The following is a 16,703-nucleotide window of genomic DNA, read 5'->3' as shown; positions in this document are numbered from 1 at the left end:
GGAGCAACAAATGATAATTATCCCAGCTAGGCTTGCCTCCACGCGCTTTGCTAATAAAATCTTAGCCGACATACAAGGCGAACCGATGCTAATAAAAACCGCAAAAAATGCGAGCAAAGTCGATGAAGTCTGCATAGCCTGCGATGATGAAGCGGTGCTAAATATCTGCAAAAAAGCGGGGCAAAAAGCCGTGCTAACCGCAAAGCACCACCAAAGCGGGACAGATAGGTGCAATGAAGCTGCGCAAAAACTAGGGCTAAAAAGCGATGAAATCATCATAAATATCCAAGCTGATGAGCCGTTTTTAGAATCTAGCGTGATAAAAACTTTGCAAAATCTAATGCAAAAAACAAATGGCAAAAATCCTCCCTTTATGGCAAGCTGTGCCAAAGAGATAAGCGAGCAAGAAGCACACAATCCAAACCTTGTCAAAGTGGTGCTAAACGCTAGAAATGAAGCGATTTATTTTTCGCGCTCTGTGATTCCATTTTGGCGAGACAAAGACAAGGCACAAAATCTACAAAATAGCGCGACATATTATGGACATCTAGGGGTGTATGGGTATAGTGTGGAGTCTTTGCGTGAGTTTTGCGCTCTACCAAATGACATAGATTCTAGCCCGCTAGAGCATATCGAAAAGCTAGAGCAACTCCGCGCAATCTATCAGGGCAAGACTATCCAAATGGCAATCGTGCAAAGCCAAAGCATAGGCATAGACACCAAAGAGGATTTAGAGATGGCATTGGCAAGATTTGGCAACAGATAGCGGATTTTTGGGGGGTTGGTTGCGTTAGAATCTATGCGGATTTTTTTGGATTTTTGAGGTTTTTTTTTGAGTTTAAGAGGTTTTGGGTTTAGAGTTTTTTGTTTTTTTTAGAGGTTTTTTTTGTGGGTTTTTTGTGGGATTTTTAGATTGTAAAATTTGGCTAATTTTTGGTTTTTTAGATTTTAGATTCTTAAAGAATTTAGTTGTTTTGGGGAGTTTTGGGGAGTTGTCATAGATTTTATTGAAGTTGTGGATTTTAACGCTTTAGTGGATTTTGGTGGATTTGGTAGCCGACAAAATCATAGCACATAAAAACCCCCATAAACCACACAAAAACTCTACTACAAAATCAAAATTGTGCAAATCTACGCTTTGCGTAGATTCGTGGCAATCTATAAATAAAAAAAACATTGTCATATTGAGGTTTCGCAAGAAACCGAAGTATCTCAAAACCTCAAAATGTAAGCAGAGATATTTCGCTAACGCTCAATATGATAACGAAATATCCGTCATTGCGAGAATTTACGAAGTAAATTCGTGGCACAAGCCCGCAGCTACGAAGTAGCTATTCAGCGCGTAAGCGCGAGTAGGCGCAGTTGCGCAAGCAAAATCCAAAATCCCCCTCCCTTGCGGAGGGGGATTAAGGGGGTGGGTTTTTTTCGTCATTGCGAGCTGATTTGTCAAAAGTTCCGTCATTGCGAGCAAGTCGTAAGACTTGCGTGGCAATCTATATTGCTAAAATCACAAAATATGTTTTTTTTTTTTTTTTTGAATTTGTAAAGTGTGGATTGCCACGAATTTACTTCGTAAATTCTCGCAATGACGATAAAAATTCCCCCTACTTTGCAGAGCATTTTGCCTCTTTCCCCTCCCTTTGCGGAATTGCCAAAATTTTCCCCCTCCCTTGCGGAGGGGGCTAGGGGGGTGGGTATATCCGTCATTGCGAGAATCTGCAAAGCGTAGCGAAGCAGATTTGTGGCAATCCATAAACAAAAAAACATTGTCATACTTAAGCGTAAGCGAAGTATCTCAAAACCTCAAAATGTAAGTAGAGATATTTCGCTAACGCTCAATATGACAAAGAAATATCCGTCATTGCGAGCGAGTGAAACGAGCGTGGCAATCCACACTTTACAGATTCAAAAAAAACATATTTTGTGATTTTAGCAATATAGATTGCCACGATTCTAGCCTTTTTCACAAAAGCCTAGAATCGCGCAATGACAACAAAATTTGCTACAAATAAGATTTTTGTCAAAATCTAAGCCTTTCAAAAAAAGCCCACAAAGTTTTAAATGGAGGCTTTAAATAGCGCAACTATGGCAAAAAAATTTAGATTTTGCTATCAAATGTTTTTATGCTTTAACTTTTTATTTTTGAGAACCAAAAATAAAAAAGATTAAACCCACTTTTTAAGATTTTGGGGGCTTGAGAATTTGTTAGTTTTAGCAGTTTGTAAGCAGGTAGATTAAGGCATTTACACCATCTTTGAAAATGTGATGACAAACTCACTTCCCCTCCCTAATTCGCTATGCACGGCGATTGTGGCGTTGTGGATTTTAGCGATGCGCTTGACTATGGCAAGTCCCAAGCCATTGCCACCCAAATTTTTAGAGCGCGACTTATCCACGCAGTAAAATCGCTCAAAGATTCGCTCACATTCATTTGGCGCGATTCCTATGCCATTATCCACCACGCGCAACACCACGCCATCATCACTACTTGCGCCACTTTCGCCCAAAGTCTTGTCCATTTTCTCGCCACTTCCTCCACTCTCAAAATCTTTCTTAAAATCTTTTTCGCGCCCCAAAATGATTTTCACCACGCCATTTTCGCCACTATATTTAATCGCATTTTCGCACAAATTATACACCATATCTTCAAGCAACGCAGGGATTCCCAAAATCTCTTGTGTCCCCATTTCACGCCCCACACACTCCCCAAGCTCCGCAATCTCGCCGCACTCCACAAACTCACATTTTACCCCCTTTTCACGCGCCAAATTTTCAATATTTGGCAAAATCTGCTTTATGACACTTGCGAGATTCACGCGCTCTTTTTCACCGCCATTTTTATCAAGCGCGTTATCCAAAAATGAGATTTTCAAAATCTTATCAACCAACTTTAAAAGTCGCTTAGATTCTGCGTAGATTTTGGCGATAAATTCCTCTTTGTCGCGCTCTTGCACGAGCCCACTGCAGAGCATTTCACTGCTTGTGAGTATGACAGATAGAGGCGTTTTTAGCTCGTGGGTTACATTTGCGCTAAATTCCTTTCGCAATGCCAAAATATCGCGTTGGGCACTTTTATCAAAGAGCAAAATCATTATCGCTTTAAGGCTGTTTTTCACAAAAATGGGCATACAAATCGTGTGGCAAAAATACTCATTTATGCTGATTTCAAAGGCTTCATTTCCAGAATCTATGCTATTTTGCACCGCATTGCCAAACTCACGCAAAAACGCAAAAATATTGATATGTTGTATATTTGGCGTTAAGCGCAAAATCTGCAACGCTTTCTCATTGCATTGCGTGATATTGCCCGCACTATCAAGGACTAAAAAGCCCTCATTCATATTTTGCGTGATAAGCTCAAAGCGCAGTTTGCCCTGCTTTATGCGCTTTAATTGCTTTTTGATTTTGCCTTTTTGCTTGGAGATGCGCTGCATAAAAATGTGGAGCTCGGTGTAGGGATTGGTGCGAATGGGGTGGGACAAATCGATATTTTTGATAGGGTGCAAGATTTTGCGTGCAAGCAAAAAGCCAAGAGCCACGCTAACAATCGCGCTAAAAACTAGCAGTGTGGCAAAAAGCGGGGCAAAATCTTTGAGCACGACAAAAAGCGAATCTTTCTCCGTGCTAATGCGTAAAATGAGCGTTTGTGGCGTGGATTGCGGTTGAAAATCTATGGGCAAATCCACCTCCACAAAGCGTGCAAAATACAGATTTTCTCTCAATTCTGAATCTGAAAGGCGCACCGCCCTACCGCCCCTGCCTTGCAGTAGATTTCGCACTTCCTCGCGCTCTAAGTGATTATCAAGGCTTGCGATGCTAAGCCTATTATCAAAAATCACTTCTCCATTTAGCCTAATCAAACTCACGCGATAGGGAGAATCTAGCTTGTCAAAAAAGAAATTTTGCGCTAGGCTTTGCTCTAGCGATATTGCGAGTTTGTTTGCGTATCGTTCTAGCTCGCTAAATTGCTCCTCTCTATGCGCTTGGTGCAAAAACACCGCGCTAATGAGTATGCTAAGAGATTGCACCGCTACGATAAGCCCAAAAATCCACGCCACAAGCCTGCGCGATAAACTCTTTGGCTTGTAGATTGTATGGGGATTTTGGCTAAGATTTGTTTGGGTATTTGGGCTATGTTTGGTTTGCTGATTGCTTTGTGGCGTGGGGTGGATTTTGGCGTGATTTTTGGGGCTTTGGGGGGTTATGAGATTTTGGGCGTTGTGGCTATGAGTGCTTGGGCTACTCTTTTCCACAGAGCGTTTATAAAACCTCATCAAATCGATACCCCACAGAGCGAATATTTGTGATACATTTGCCATAAATCCCTAGCTTTGTGCGAAGTGAGCTTATGTGCATATCCACCGTGCGCGTGTTTTCCACGCTGTATCCCCAGATAGATTCAAGCAGTTCATCTTTGCTAAAAATATTATTTTGGTGGGTGAAAAGTAAAACAAGCAACTCAAATTCTTTGTTTGTGAGGTGGCATTCTTGCTCATCGACACTGATTTTATGCGAGTTTGGCTGTATTTTTAGCCCTTTGTATTGCAAGATTTTGCTTTGTGGGGAGGCGTTGTTTCGGCGTATTTGCGCCTTTACGCGTGCGATGAGTTCAAGGGCAGAAAATGGCTTTGTGAGATAGTCATCTGCGCCCAAATCTAGCCCGCTTACTTTGTCATATTCGCTTCCTAGTGCGCTAAGCACGATGATAGCGATGTCTTTGTATTTGGGGTTTGATTTGAGCGATTGTATCACGGATAGCCCATTTTCATTTGGTAGCATAATATCACAAATCAGCACTTGGGGAATCTGCGCTTTTAGCGCGCTATAAAGGCTAGTCGCGTTTTCAAACATTACAGAATCTAGATTGCTATTTTTTAGCGCATACGCCACAAGCTCGGCGATATTTTTGTCATCTTCTAGGATATAGACAAGATTTTGAGCGTTATATTGCGTCTTTTTTGTCGCGGGATTACTCTCTTGCGCGCTATTTTGTAGCGCGTTTTGACTATGCGCTTGGGTTAGATTCTGTCCTATATTGTGCGTTAGCATTGTATCTTGCTCCATTTTTATTTTTGCTCTTTTTGGTATGAGTAGGATTTGTTGAAATTTTAGCCTTTTTTCTTATCCAAAATCTCTTACAAAAGCAGATTTTACAAAGATTTTACAATTAGGTTTGTTTTGATTTGCATTGCAAATCACGCTCATTTTTTGCTAAAATCACGCTTTTGATTTTTGCAAAATTTCATATATTTTTTTCAAAGGACTCGTCTATGCTTTTCTCATCATTTGCTTTTATTTTTGCATTTTTGCCTATTGTGTGGATAGTGTTTCATTTGCTAAAAAATGCGAAATTTAGAGCGCATTTTCTTTGGGCTAAAATCTTTTTAATTCTCTCATCGCTATTTTTCTACGCATTTTGGAAAGTAGCATATTTACCTATAATGCTTGGCTCAATCATTGTGAATTACTTTTTAGCAAAAGCGATTTTGCGTTTTAGCGTTGCACGACTTTGCGCGAAAACGGGGGGGGGGGGGGCGACTTCACGCACAACTTCAAACACGCTAGATTCTAGTAAATCATCATTACAAGATTCACTAGAATCTAACATTGCTTTCTTATCGCAAGGCTTTAAAAAAGCCGAAACAATCGATAAAAAAGATTTGGATTGCCACGCAAAAACTCGCTTACGCTCATTTTTGCTCGCAATGACGGAAAAACATTTGTTTGCAATGGCGATAACGCAAATTCTTGCAATGATAAAAACCATAGATTGCCACGCGCAACAAGTTGCGTTCGCAATGGCGGCAATAAAAATTCTTAGTTTGTGATATTTTTTGGATTGTTTTGTTGTGTTTGCTTGGCACACGCTGCCTAGCAATGACGAATCATTAGAATCTAAATAGCGATTCTCACTATGGTGTTTGTGCTAATTGCCATTAGTGGAAATTGTGATTTTTTTGCCATAGCATTATAGGGCGCGAAGCTTAGAAAAGGCAAAGTGGGACGGGATATTTCGCAGGATTTGTAATCAGTGCAAGTGGATTGATTCACACTTAGGATACAAAATCACTCCAAAATCGCTCAAAGTTAAGAATCATCGCAACACTATCGTGCGTCCAAGCATTAAACACACATTGCGCCCGCAATAATGATTATCTTTTGGCAAAATGGGGATTTGCAAACCTTAATCTTAAAATAAAATGAGAGCTATAAAGAAGTAATATTTTTTAGTATTATATGGAAGTTTTAGCAAGTATTTTATATGCTTTTTTCTTTTGCCTTGCATTCTGGGCATACGCCGATAAATACCGCAGAAATATCAAACAAATCAAACCCCGTTTTTTGCTTGCATTCGCTAGATAGCGCATTTACATCGGCATAGACATCTTGGAGTTTGCCACATCTATCGCAGCTTACATGTATGTGTTTGTCGCAGGCTAGCTCGTATTTTTGCTTTTGTGTGGGGGCTTTGATTTCGCGCAAAATCTCCGCCTCATTTAGCGTGGCGACATTTTTATACACGGTGGCAAGCGATATGCACGGATAATGTTTTTTGATATTTTGATAAATGTCTTCTACGCCGATATGCCCATTTTTTTGGATTTCGCGTAGGATTGCGATGCGCTGTGGAGTGGATTTTAGATTTTTAGCTTTTAGGCTCGCTTCAAATTCCATTATTTGTCCTTTAAGTATTGTTATATGCCATTTATAAGGCAGGATTTAATCGATAATTTAGCATAATTTAATAAATATTTTTATCCCCTAGAACATAAATACAATGTTAAAGCAAAAAAATTAAGTAAAATATTATACAATTTGTGGTTTTTGCCTTTCACAATACGCCTAAAAAATGCCAAATCAACTAAAAAGCGATAGCAAATGAAAATCCTATTTAGCGCACTTGAACCAAGCTCAAACCTACACGCAAAAGAAGTGGTTTTGTGCATACTAAAAAACCTATACAAGCAGGGTAAACAGGGCAAAACGCAAGAAAAAAACGGCGCAAAAGAATCTAATCAAAGCGATAAAATCCTACTAACAAAAAAAAATCCACAACAAAATACTACGCAAATAGAGCGCATAGAGGGCAAAATCGAATTGTTAGGGATTTTTGATAAAAACTTACAAGAACAAGTGGCAAAACAATTTGCGATTTTTTTGGAGGGGGAATCTTGTGATTTGCAAGGGAGTTTGCAAAGGGGTTTTCACGCAAAATCCTCTGCAAAAACTCACAATAAAATTTGCACGAAATCTAGCACTAAAACCTGCGTAAAAACTAGCACAAAATCTAGCCATACTTTATCAAACAATGATTCTGCAAAAATCGATTTTGCACAGAATTTTACGCAAGATTTTACACAAAATTCTGCGCAATTAGATTTTGCTAAAAAAGCAAATGATTTCATCAAAAAACACCTATCGTTTAAGCCATTATTTTTCTCGCAGGATTTTGCCATAATGGGCTTTGTCGATGTGGCAAAAAAGATTTTTTTTATATTGCACGCACAAAGCCAACTACTAAAAATCGCAAAAGAGGCTGATAAAATCATTTTTTTAGATTCTAGCTCGTTTCATATCCCGCTTGCCAAAAAAATCAAATCTAGTGGAATCAAAACGCCGATTTATTACTACATATTGCCTCAAGTGTGGGCGTGGAAAAAGTGGCGTGTCAAGGTGCTAGAGAGGGTATTTGATAAATTGTTAGCGATTTTGCCTTTTGAGGTGGGGTATTATTCAGCCAAAGCTAGAAAATCAAAACAAATTTGCTTTGTGGGACACCCTTTGCTTGATGAGCTAGATTTTGGAGCGATAGAGCAAAGAGAATCCAAACAAAAAGAGGCAAAATCTAAGCAAAATTTAGCTCAAAAACAAGGCTTAACACAAAAAGTTACCAAATCTTATCAAGACACCACGCAGTCAAACGCAATGCGCATTGCATTTATGCCGGGCTCTAGGAGGGGAGAGATAGCGCGGATTTTCCCTACTTTTAGAGAGGTGGCAAACGCACTAGAATCAACAATGCTAAAATCTAGCAATGATTTTTGCAATGTATCAAAAAAAGTATCCACAAAAGTAGCGACAAAAAAATCTGCAAAATCTGCAAACTTTATCAACTTTGCAAACTTTGCTAATTTGGCTAATTTGGCGAATGCTACCAACTCGACTGCCACAAAAACCACCACAAAAACCGCTTGCACAAAAACTAACTGCACCAAAACCGCGCAAAATCCACAACAAAATCCAAAAAAAGATTTTATTAAAATCCTTGTTGTCCCTGCGTTTTTTGGGGATAAAAGTAGAGAGGAATTAGAGCTGATATATGGCGATTTAAGCGGATTTGAGCTAAGTTTTGATACGCAAGATTCTCTAAAAAAAGCTCATTTTGCTTTCATCTGCTCTGGGACTGCCACGCTAGAAGCAGCCCTTTTAGGCACTCCCTTTGTGCTTTGCTACAAAGCCGCGACACTAGATTATCTTATCGCTAGGACATTTGTCAAACTACGCTACATAGGGCTAGCAAATATTTTTTACAACGCCCTTTGTGGCGAGGAGGCTGGCAGAGGAGAATCCAAAATGCACCAAGAGCTAATACAAAGCGATATGACTGCCAAAAATCTACTAAACGCGTTTGAATGCGAGCTAGAGAGAGCAAAAGATGGGCATTTCATCGCTAGCGCAAAAAAGCTTTGGGCTTACCTTAGCGCAAAAAATGCAAAAAATATGAGTGCCAAAAATATTTCAAACATTTCTACGGAAAAAAATCTAGCAAAAAAGCATTCAAAAAAATATTATGGAAGTGCGCAAAATGTCGCAAATATGTTAATGAATTAACAAATTTTGGTATTATATCCCCTCATATTTTTAGGAGAATTTTATGCAGCCAATCACACAATATGGACATCAAAAACTCTGCGCCGAGCTAAAAAATCTAAAAGAAGTCGAGCGTCCAAATATCATCAAAGAAATCGATATTGCCCGTGCACACGGGGATTTGAAAGAAAATGCTGAATACCACGCAGCAAAAGAAAAACAGCTTTTTATTGACGCTAGGATAAAAGATTTGAGTGAGATGCTAGCCGATGCGCAAATAATCGACCCTGCAAAATTGCCACACGATAAAGTAAGTTTTGGTAGCACGGTTGAGATTTTGGATTTGGATAGTGAGAAAAAATCCATTTATACGATTGTGGGGAGCATTGAGAGTGATTCTTCGCGAGGGCTTATTTCGTATGGTTCGCCCATCGCAAAAGCATTGCTAGACAAAGAAGTAGGCGATGAGGTAAATATCACTCTTCCGCGTGGCGAGTGTGATTTTGAGATTTTAAGCATTTCGTATAAGCCCATTGATTTTGAGTGAGATTTGAGTAAAACTTGAGTCAGATTTGGGTAAGTTTAAGTAAGATTTAGCAGAATATAGATTTTGGAGAATCATAATGGATTTTGGCAAAAATACCCCTATGTTAAAAGTGCAAAGACTTAGCGATGAAGCGATTATCCCGCGCTATCATTCAGCAGAGGCGGCGGGCTTTGATTTGCATTCTATCGATGAGGTGGTGCTAAAAGCGGGCGATAGAGTGGCAGTGCGCACGGGATTAGCGTTTGAGATAGAAAAAGGCTATGAAATACAGGTGCGCCCCCGCTCTGGGCTAGCTATCAAAAATGGGATTTCCGTGCTAAATACGCCCGGGACGATTGATAGCGACTATCGTGGGGAAATAATGGTGATTTTAATCAATTTAAGCAAAGAGGATTTTGCTATCCACAAAGGCGATAGAATCGCTCAAGCAGTGGTGCAAAGAGTGAGGCAGGTGGATTTTGTCGAAGTAGATGAGCTAGCACAAAGCGAGCGAGGGGCAAAAGGATTTGGCAGTAGCGGTGGGTTTGGTAGCAAATCTAGTGGCGGGGCTGATAAATAGGGCATTGGCGGTGATTTGACCACCAAAAATAACAAAAAGGAGCAAAAGTGAGTAAGCTAAGCAAGGATTTAGAACATATAAAAAGTGAATTTCAAAATGATGAGAAGCTATTAGAAAATGCTTTTAAGATAGAGAGGCTTTTTAAAAAATACAAATTTGTATTGCTTGGGATTGTTTCTATCATCATTCTTTGGGTAGGATTTATCGTAGCTAGCGATTATGTAGAGGAAAAAAATGCAAAAGAGATTAGCCAAATCTATGATGAACTGCTTGTATCGCCACAAAACACCATCTTACGCGAAAATCTAAAATCAAAAGCCCCAAAACTTTATGACGCATTTGTCTATGCAAATTTATCAAGCCAAAAAGAAGAGCGAATGCAAGAGCTAGAGGGGCTAAAAGAATCCAAAAATGAGCTAATCGCACAAATCGCACAATATGAGCTAGCCTCTCTAAAAGAGGACAAAGATGCACTAAATGCCATATATAGCAATGCCAAAAACAAAAAAGATACAGATTCTCTAAAAGATTTTGCCAAAATCCAAGAAGCGTATTTGCTTTTTAAAAATAACGATATTGCCAAAGCGCGTGAGGTGCTAAAAAGTGTGTCTAGCGAATCTAGCCTAGATTCTATCGCTAGGCAAATGGAGCATTATGGCATAGATAAAATATCATTACAATCCACAAAGCTAGAATCTATCAAGCTTGAAACACCGCAAGACAAAGAATCTAGCCCAAAATCTAGCAATGATTTTGCCACAAAGCCTAGCGAGCAAAAATCCAAATAACAAAATGGTGCAAATGATGAAAGATTTTAGCAATTTATCAAAGCGTATTTTTGTCGTAGATTTTGCAAAGATTGCGCGCTGTAAGCATATATTTGGGTTTATTTTTGTGGCTTTGTCGTGCGTTTTGTTTTTTGGGTGTAGCTCCAAAAAATTTTATACGCCTGCTAATATCGATGGGCAGATTATTTTCTCACAATCTTTCCCCACGCCCATAGCCCAAAATAATCGCTATGTCGCCACGCTAAAAGATGGCTCTCTTTTGACACAAAGTGGATTTGTCCCTGCAAACAAGCAAATACGAGAGCTAATCCCCAAAAACGCGAAGTTTTTGAACGAATCTGGCGGGTATTATATTTTTGCGAAAGGTTGCGGGGAGATTTTGCTACTAAAATCTAGTTTGGTTGATGAAAACGCCTTTGAAGGCGGGACTTGCCCCGTGAAAGAAGAAAACACCGCCTGCACGCAAGAGCAAATCGAAGTTCAAATACAGGGCTGCGCTATCAGTGCGAGTTTGAGGGAAAATCTACTTGCGTTTGTAACCACTGATAACACAAGCCATATCATTTCTCTTGGGGGCGATTTTGGGGGTAATTTTGGCGGAAGCGATTTTGGCAGGGGCGATTTTGAGAGGGGTGATTTTGATAACGCAGATTCTAGCAAAACGCAAAACATAGATTTTGCAACTTCTAGCCAAAATCAATCTACGCACGATTTAGCGACAAAATCTGCGCAAGAAAATGTGCAAGAAAATCCGCAAGAAAATAGCAAAAAAATCGCACAAGAATCCCTATTTAGCCAAAAAGGTAGCGCAGTGCTAGCGGTAAATCAGCTTATCGCCGCTCCGCTATTTTTAGATTCTTTGGTGGTGTTTCCCACACTTGATGGCAGGATTTTAGTCGTTAGCACGCAAAACTACGAAACACAAAGAAATATCATTGTTTCAAGTGAAAAATTTTTCAACAACATTATTTATTTGCAAGGCGATGATTTGCGCATATTTGCCGCCACGCCCAAAAAGCTAATTAGCATTGTATCAGCACAGCAGTTTAGCTACGCAGAGGAGCTAAAAGATATTGCATTTTATAATGGCTACTTATACGCACTCACGCTAGATGGCAAGATAGCGCAGTTAGACCATACTTTGCGAGAAGTAAATACCAAAAAATTTGAATACGCAAGCCTAGAGGGTATGGCTTTTTCAAACAACACGCTTTATACTTATGAAAAAAATGGCAGTTTTATCATCGCGCTAAATGTCGATGATTTCACTCACAAAGTCTATCAAGCACAAGATTCCTTTGGTAAAATGCTAGGCAATAAACTAAATTTTTACACCAAAAATATTTTTTATTACAACAAATACTACTTTGATTTTGCCAAAATTGCCGATTTTATAACATCTAAATAAAGGGGTAGCTATGCTATTATGCGATATAGGTAACACACATTTTCACTTTTGGAGCAATGGGAAAGTAACCCACCTGCTCCCTCGCTCACTACATAGGCGAATGTTTAACGAAGAGATTTACTACATTAGCGTAAATCCAGAAAACGAAAAAATCCTAACAAAGACTTTTAAAACCACTTATGATTTGGAATCCATAATCGAGCTACCTACCGAATATATGGGGCTTGGCGTGGATAGAAAGGCTGCGTGTCTGTGCGTGCGCGATGGCGTAATAATCGATGCGGGGACAGCTATCACGGTAGATGTGATGAGCGGTGGGCGTCATCAAGGTGGCTATATTTTGCCGGGGTTTAATGAAATGATAGGCGCGTATGGGAGGATTTCGCCATTGCTAGTTGGGGGGATAAATTTCACTTATGAGCCAAAAGAATTGCCACTAAATACCAAAGATGGAATCACTTATGGAATGCTAAAAAGTATCATTTTGACAATCCAAAACACAATCGGCTCAAAAAAAGCGTATTTCACAGGTGGCGATGGGAAGTATTTGGCGAAGTTTTTTGCTCAAGCGATTTATGATGAGACAATGGTTTTTCGCGGTATGAGAATCTCTATTGAGAGGGCATTAGAAAAACGGCGCAGAGCGCAGACGATGCAAGAGCTAGAAGAAGCCCCTATTGATTTGGATTGGGAGTAGTTTTTGGGAGCTAGTGTGCTAAATATCGCATTGCCAAAAGGGCGCATAGCCAAAGATACTTTGGGGCTTTTTTCGCGCATTTTTGGGGGAGAGTTTGAGTTTGATGATAGGAAGCTAATCTTGCAAAAAGGCGATTTTTGCTTTATGCTTGTGAGAAGCCAAGATGTCGCTACCTATGTATATCATCAAGCCGCAGATATAGGCGTAGTCGGGCTAGATGTGCTAGAAGAGCAGCCCTACAATGTGGTAAGACTACTAGATTTAGGCATAGGCAAATGTCGCGTGGTAGTGGGCGCACACGCGGATAAGCCGATTGATTATTCAAAGCCCAAAATCACTATCGCCACCAAAATGCCAAATATCACTACAAAATATTTCTCTCAAAAAGCAATCCCTGTCGATGTGATAAAGCTATATGGCTCTATCGAGCTAGCCGCGCTTGTGGGGCTATGTGATGGTATCGTAGATATAGTAGAGACGGGCGATACGATGAGGGCAAACAACCTCTTAGAGTGCGAGAAAATCTTGGATTCTAGTGCGTATTTGGTGGCAAATATCAATAGCTTTTCGCTAAAAAAGGCGTTGATTTTGGAGCTATGCGCTAGGATAGAAAATACGCTAAAAGCAAAGTAGATTTTGCTAAGTATCAAAGTTTGCCAAACATATTGACAAAAAGCAAGCAGGGGATAAAATGGCAAGAGGCATAAATAGATTGATAAAAACAGCTTTTTTGGTATTTGTAGCGTGCTTTGCAAGTAGCGTAGCAGTGCTTGCAAATGCTGATAAATGGGGCAAATGGCAGTGGGAATCCGCGGGATATTTGGATTGTGAGGTGCGATTTGCCACCAAAAGTAGCGAATGCACCGAGCGAGGCAAAACCCAAATCATCATCATAGAGGCAAAAGACATACCCACCGCCTACCACCTATACCGCAAAAAATACGGCAAAATCCACCAACAATCTGGCTATGCTTTGGAGCGCGTCTTGCCTATGGAGAGTCATAGCTATGCCATCTTGTATGAGATGCCACTAGATGTGCGATATGGCTATGCGTATGAATGGAGCAAGGACAAAAGTAGCCTAAGCATTGATTTTTATTTCGGGCTATGCAAAGGGGACAAAAGCCATTGTGCCAAAGCTAGACTTACTTTTATCGATATGGGCAAAAGCGATGAAAACGCGCTAGTTGAGGAATATTATCAAAACACAAGCACCACACAAGAATCTAGCGATTCTATCGCTTCGCAAGAATCTGCCAAAGATTTTGCATTTTCAAAAGAATCTAAAAATACCAATCTATCGCAAAGCGAGCTAGACGCAAAAATCATATCCCACGCCAAAAACGCCAAACAAACCCAAAAAGAAAAACGCACCAAATCAAACAAAATCAAAATCATCGCAAGCGTGTGGTAGATTTTGCTAAATGTCATTTGCTGATTTTTATAAATTTATAGAATCTTTATGCTGTTTTTGTCTATGATTTTGTCATTTTTATAAAATCTAGTTTTTTAAAAAAAAGCAAAATTTTAAAATAGGCGATGATAACGCTAAAGCAGACATTAAGCCACGCAAAAAAAAGCGAGCTAAAATCCAAAATCAAAAATCTAGCAAAACCAAAATGACACACTAAATGCTTACAACATTTAGCTAATGATATAAAAATCTTATTCATCTTTGCAGGAATAGTAGTAGCAGCCGCATTCTCTCAATGTGCAAGAGTTGATTTGAGAAGCTGTTTCCCAAGCACTTCCACTATATTGAGAAAAATATCTATCCCAGCAAGATTGTTTGCAAGTCTTGTTCTCTTCCGTATCATCGACTAATTGCTTACAGCCAACAACGCAAAATGCAAATAACCCCACCAATAAAATTTGCAATAAAATCCCAATAAAATTTTTGCAACCAAAATCTAACGACATTTGTTATTTCCCCTTTTTGTGTTTTTGATTTTTTTTCATTTGAGCAAAGAAATACTCACAATGCGCCCTTGTAGAAAAAGATAGACTTAGCCATTGTGAAAAATCCCCACCTACTATATCCCCTCTAATGCAATATGTTTTGCGGGGCTAAATACCACAAAGCTAGGATATTTTCCAAGTGTAAATACGCTCAAATCATACCCGCTAGCCACTTCTATGCAAAATCCGCCCCTGCCACTCATCTCTCCAAAACTACCTTGAGTTTTTGCTTCATTTGGGGTGTATGTGCCGTTTTTGCTTAGCTGTGGGTTGTATTCAAAATACACAGGGAAAGCCATTTTTGTGTTATCAAAAAAGCTAGCAAGACAGATTTTGGCTCTGCCATCTTGCGGATTTTCGCCTAGTGAGCTATTTTCATTTAGTCTAAAGCCTAGTTTTTCTTTTGGAAAATGTATGGATTTGTTGGTTTTTGGAGGGAGTGATTGTGCTACAAGCGTCCCGCTCAAATCCAAACAACCGCTAAGCATAACACCCCCACCCAAACAAACGCCAATGCCAAAAATATAGACATAAAAATGCGATAAACACTTCATTTAGATTCCTTTATCTACCAACATAAAAAACGCATTAAAAAACGCATTAAAACACAAATGTAAAGCTACCATAAGGCGTAACCACAAGATTTAACAACCCAAGAGACGCCTCTATCCTAGTGCCAATCTCTAGTTGCGCGTGAGACCCTATGTCAAACGCAATGCCCGTGCGCAATCCCGCTAAAAATCCGCTACCACTATATCTATATGTTTTATAGCCTTCTAGCGAGCTACCTGTCTGTAGATACACGCGCCCAAAAGTCGCACCCAAATACGAATCTAGCACATATCTCACAGGACTATCAAAAAGTATAGGAATCCACCCAATCCCTATATAAGCATTTGCGATGTATTGATCGTATTGCTTATATTTGCCCCACGCATAGCTACCACCTAGAAAAACCCTCGCATTTTCATTGATATTTAGCCCTAGTTCGAGATTGACTTGTGGGACGCCTAGCATATAAATCCCGATATGATACCCCCCATCAACGCGGATAAAGCCTTGCACTTCTGTCTTTGTGCTTGTGTAGGTGTTTTCATCATCGTCCTCATCTTCGTCATAAATCACTTGCCTTTTTGGTTTTTGTGATTGGTTGGGCGCGTAGTATGGGGTTTGATTTTGTGGATTTTGCTTGGAAGTTTGATTTTGCGCTTTTTGTGGCGTTTGGCTAGAATCATCATCTAGCTCTTTTTGGAGTTTTTTATTTTGCTTTTTTAGCTCTAGTATCTTTTTTTGCTTTTCTAGTCGCTGGATTTCGCGCTCTAGCTCGGAGTCATTGATTTGTGATAATGCTATATTTAGCGTAGCAAATAATGCCACAAAAACAAATATTACGACATTTTTTATCATTTTTTTGGTGTAAATGTGCGCTTTTGCTAACGCATTTGTTTTGATTTTTTCAATGTGTTTATGTGGATTTTGTGTAGTGTTCATTTTTTATCCTTTAGATTTTTTTGTAGATTTTTTGCCCTTTAGATTTTGGCAAAAGATTTTGGTAAAAAAATTTTGCCGTTTTTTTTTTTTTTTGGTTTGCTTAAAGTTGGCAATTTTTTTGCAAATTTTTATGTCATTGTGTAGATTTTACACATTTTGGGGATTTTTTTTTAATCGTATGATTTTGATTTTGGAAGTGTTTTTTGTTTGGATTTTGTAGCAAGTCAAAGAAGTGGTATAAAAATATTGCACACAAACATTATGCAAAAATATTATGAAAGAATTTTATGCAAAGATATTGTATAAATGGGACAAATATGAAGTATTCACTTAAAGCAAAGAAGTCAAATGCAGAATCTAAAAAAGTCAAAAAAAATAGCTACAAATCACAAACGCGATTTGTAGCTATCAAAACACATAGCGCAAGCACGCTATGCAAAAAG

Annotated in this window: 20 protein-coding genes; 12 read left to right on the top strand and 8 right to left on the bottom strand. The window is 39.3% G+C overall.

Annotated features, from left to right (window positions below; genetic code table 11):
* The first annotated feature begins 10 nt into the window (after positions 1–10).
* Entirely contained in the window at positions 11–766 is a 756-nt protein-coding gene (gene kdsB / locus ACWIUO_RS05070) for a 3-deoxy-manno-octulosonate cytidylyltransferase (protein ID WP_454176833.1), read from the top strand.
* Between the two features lie 277 nt (positions 767–1,043).
* Positions 1,044–1,331 carry a hypothetical protein gene (locus ACWIUO_RS05065; protein WP_454176832.1) on the top strand — a complete coding sequence of 96 codons (288 nt, stop codon included), beginning with the start codon at positions 1,044–1,046 and terminating at the stop codon, positions 1,329–1,331.
* On the opposite strand, the gene ACWIUO_RS05060 is transcribed toward ACWIUO_RS05065, so the two are convergent.
* Together ACWIUO_RS05060 and ACWIUO_RS05055 are read right to left on the bottom strand one after the other, a co-directional pair.
* Positions 1,289–1,450 carry a hypothetical protein gene (locus tag ACWIUO_RS05060; RefSeq protein WP_454176831.1) on the bottom strand — a complete coding sequence of 54 codons (162 nt, stop codon included), beginning with the start codon at positions 1,448–1,450 and terminating at the stop codon, positions 1,289–1,291. The two genes, ACWIUO_RS05065 and ACWIUO_RS05060, sit on opposite strands and share 43 nt — an antisense overlap.
* 8 nt (positions 1,451–1,458) lie before the next feature.
* Positions 1,459–1,767: a hypothetical protein gene (locus tag ACWIUO_RS05055; protein WP_454176830.1), complete on the bottom strand. Its 309-nt coding sequence runs from the start codon at positions 1,765–1,767 to the stop codon at positions 1,459–1,461.
* Here ACWIUO_RS05055 and ACWIUO_RS05050 point away from each other — a divergent pair.
* Entirely contained in the window at positions 1,742–1,927 is a 186-nt protein-coding gene (locus ACWIUO_RS05050; protein ID WP_454176829.1) for a hypothetical protein, read from the top strand. The two genes, ACWIUO_RS05055 and ACWIUO_RS05050, sit on opposite strands and share 26 nt — an antisense overlap.
* Positions 1,928–2,243: 316 nt before the next feature.
* Here ACWIUO_RS05050 and ACWIUO_RS05045 read toward each other — a convergent pair whose 3' ends face one another.
* Both ACWIUO_RS05045 and ACWIUO_RS05040 read right to left on the bottom strand, forming a co-directional pair.
* Positions 2,244–4,319, bottom strand: coding sequence for an ATP-binding protein (locus ACWIUO_RS05045; protein ID WP_454176828.1), 2,076 nt, complete (start codon positions 4,317–4,319; stop codon positions 2,244–2,246).
* On the bottom strand, positions 4,261–5,064 hold the full coding sequence (locus ACWIUO_RS05040; protein ID WP_454176827.1) for a response regulator transcription factor: 804 nt from the start codon (positions 5,062–5,064) through the stop codon (positions 4,261–4,263). Before ACWIUO_RS05040 ends, ACWIUO_RS05045 begins: the two co-directional genes overlap by 59 nt.
* Positions 5,065–5,270: 206 nt before the next feature.
* On the opposite strand from ACWIUO_RS05040, the gene ACWIUO_RS05035 reads away from it, so the two are divergent.
* Entirely contained in the window at positions 5,271–5,828 is a 558-nt protein-coding gene (locus ACWIUO_RS05035; protein WP_454176826.1) for a hypothetical protein, read from the top strand.
* A gap of 430 nt (positions 5,829–6,258) precedes the next feature.
* On the opposite strand, the gene ACWIUO_RS05030 is transcribed toward ACWIUO_RS05035, so the two are convergent.
* The gene (locus ACWIUO_RS05030; protein ID WP_454176825.1) at positions 6,259–6,675 is read right to left on the bottom strand and encodes a Fur family transcriptional regulator; all 417 of its coding nucleotides are present in this window, start codon (positions 6,673–6,675) and stop codon (positions 6,259–6,261) included.
* Between the two features lie 204 nt (positions 6,676–6,879).
* Between ACWIUO_RS05030 and ACWIUO_RS05025 the strand changes: the two genes are divergently transcribed.
* From ACWIUO_RS05025 to ACWIUO_RS04990, 8 genes are all read left to right on the top strand, one after another.
* A complete protein-coding gene (locus ACWIUO_RS05025) occupies positions 6,880–8,832 on the top strand; it encodes a lipid-A-disaccharide synthase (protein WP_454176824.1) in 1,953 nt (650 codons plus the stop codon).
* A 43-nt stretch (positions 8,833–8,875) separates the two neighbouring features.
* Positions 8,876–9,358 carry a transcription elongation factor GreA gene (greA, locus tag ACWIUO_RS05020; RefSeq protein WP_454176823.1) on the top strand — a complete coding sequence of 161 codons (483 nt, stop codon included), beginning with the start codon at positions 8,876–8,878 and terminating at the stop codon, positions 9,356–9,358.
* Between the two features lie 76 nt (positions 9,359–9,434).
* Positions 9,435–9,917, top strand: a complete 483-nt coding sequence (gene dut, locus ACWIUO_RS05015; protein WP_454176822.1) for a dUTP diphosphatase — start codon at positions 9,435–9,437, stop codon at positions 9,915–9,917.
* A gap of 47 nt (positions 9,918–9,964) precedes the next feature.
* Positions 9,965–10,705 (top strand): hypothetical protein, encoded by a 741-nt coding sequence (locus ACWIUO_RS05010; protein WP_454176821.1) that lies wholly within the window; start codon positions 9,965–9,967, stop codon positions 10,703–10,705.
* Positions 10,623–12,113 carry a hypothetical protein gene (locus ACWIUO_RS05005; RefSeq protein ID WP_454176820.1) on the top strand — a complete coding sequence of 497 codons (1,491 nt, stop codon included), beginning with the start codon at positions 10,623–10,625 and terminating at the stop codon, positions 12,111–12,113. Before ACWIUO_RS05010 ends, ACWIUO_RS05005 begins: the two co-directional genes overlap by 83 nt.
* Positions 12,114–12,123: 10 nt before the next feature.
* Positions 12,124–12,810 carry a type III pantothenate kinase gene (locus ACWIUO_RS05000; RefSeq protein ID WP_454172040.1) on the top strand — a complete coding sequence of 229 codons (687 nt, stop codon included), beginning with the start codon at positions 12,124–12,126 and terminating at the stop codon, positions 12,808–12,810.
* A 15-nt stretch (positions 12,811–12,825) separates the two neighbouring features.
* Positions 12,826–13,443: an ATP phosphoribosyltransferase gene (gene hisG, locus ACWIUO_RS04995; RefSeq protein WP_454176894.1), complete on the top strand. Its 618-nt coding sequence runs from the start codon at positions 12,826–12,828 to the stop codon at positions 13,441–13,443.
* 58 nt (positions 13,444–13,501) lie between these two features.
* Positions 13,502–14,224: a hypothetical protein gene (locus tag ACWIUO_RS04990; protein ID WP_454176819.1), complete on the top strand. Its 723-nt coding sequence runs from the start codon at positions 13,502–13,504 to the stop codon at positions 14,222–14,224.
* Positions 14,225–14,475: 251 nt separating this feature from the next.
* On the opposite strand, the gene ACWIUO_RS04985 is transcribed toward ACWIUO_RS04990, so the two are convergent.
* The 3 genes from ACWIUO_RS04985 to ACWIUO_RS04975 form a co-directional block, all read right to left on the bottom strand.
* Complete coding sequence (locus tag ACWIUO_RS04985) at positions 14,476–14,730, bottom strand: hypothetical protein (protein WP_454176818.1); 255 nt, start codon at positions 14,728–14,730, stop codon at positions 14,476–14,478.
* Between the two features lie 113 nt (positions 14,731–14,843).
* Complete coding sequence (locus ACWIUO_RS04980) at positions 14,844–15,323, bottom strand: hypothetical protein (protein ID WP_454176817.1); 480 nt, start codon at positions 15,321–15,323, stop codon at positions 14,844–14,846.
* Between the two features lie 46 nt (positions 15,324–15,369).
* Positions 15,370–16,260: a hypothetical protein gene (locus ACWIUO_RS04975; protein WP_454176816.1), complete on the bottom strand. Its 891-nt coding sequence runs from the start codon at positions 16,258–16,260 to the stop codon at positions 15,370–15,372.
* Positions 16,261–16,703 lie beyond the last annotated feature (443 nt).

Source organism: Helicobacter sp. T3_23-1056, assembly GCF_053654535.1.
The sequence above is the reverse complement of the archived record's forward strand: the minus strand, read 5'-3'. Positions and strand labels throughout refer to the sequence as shown.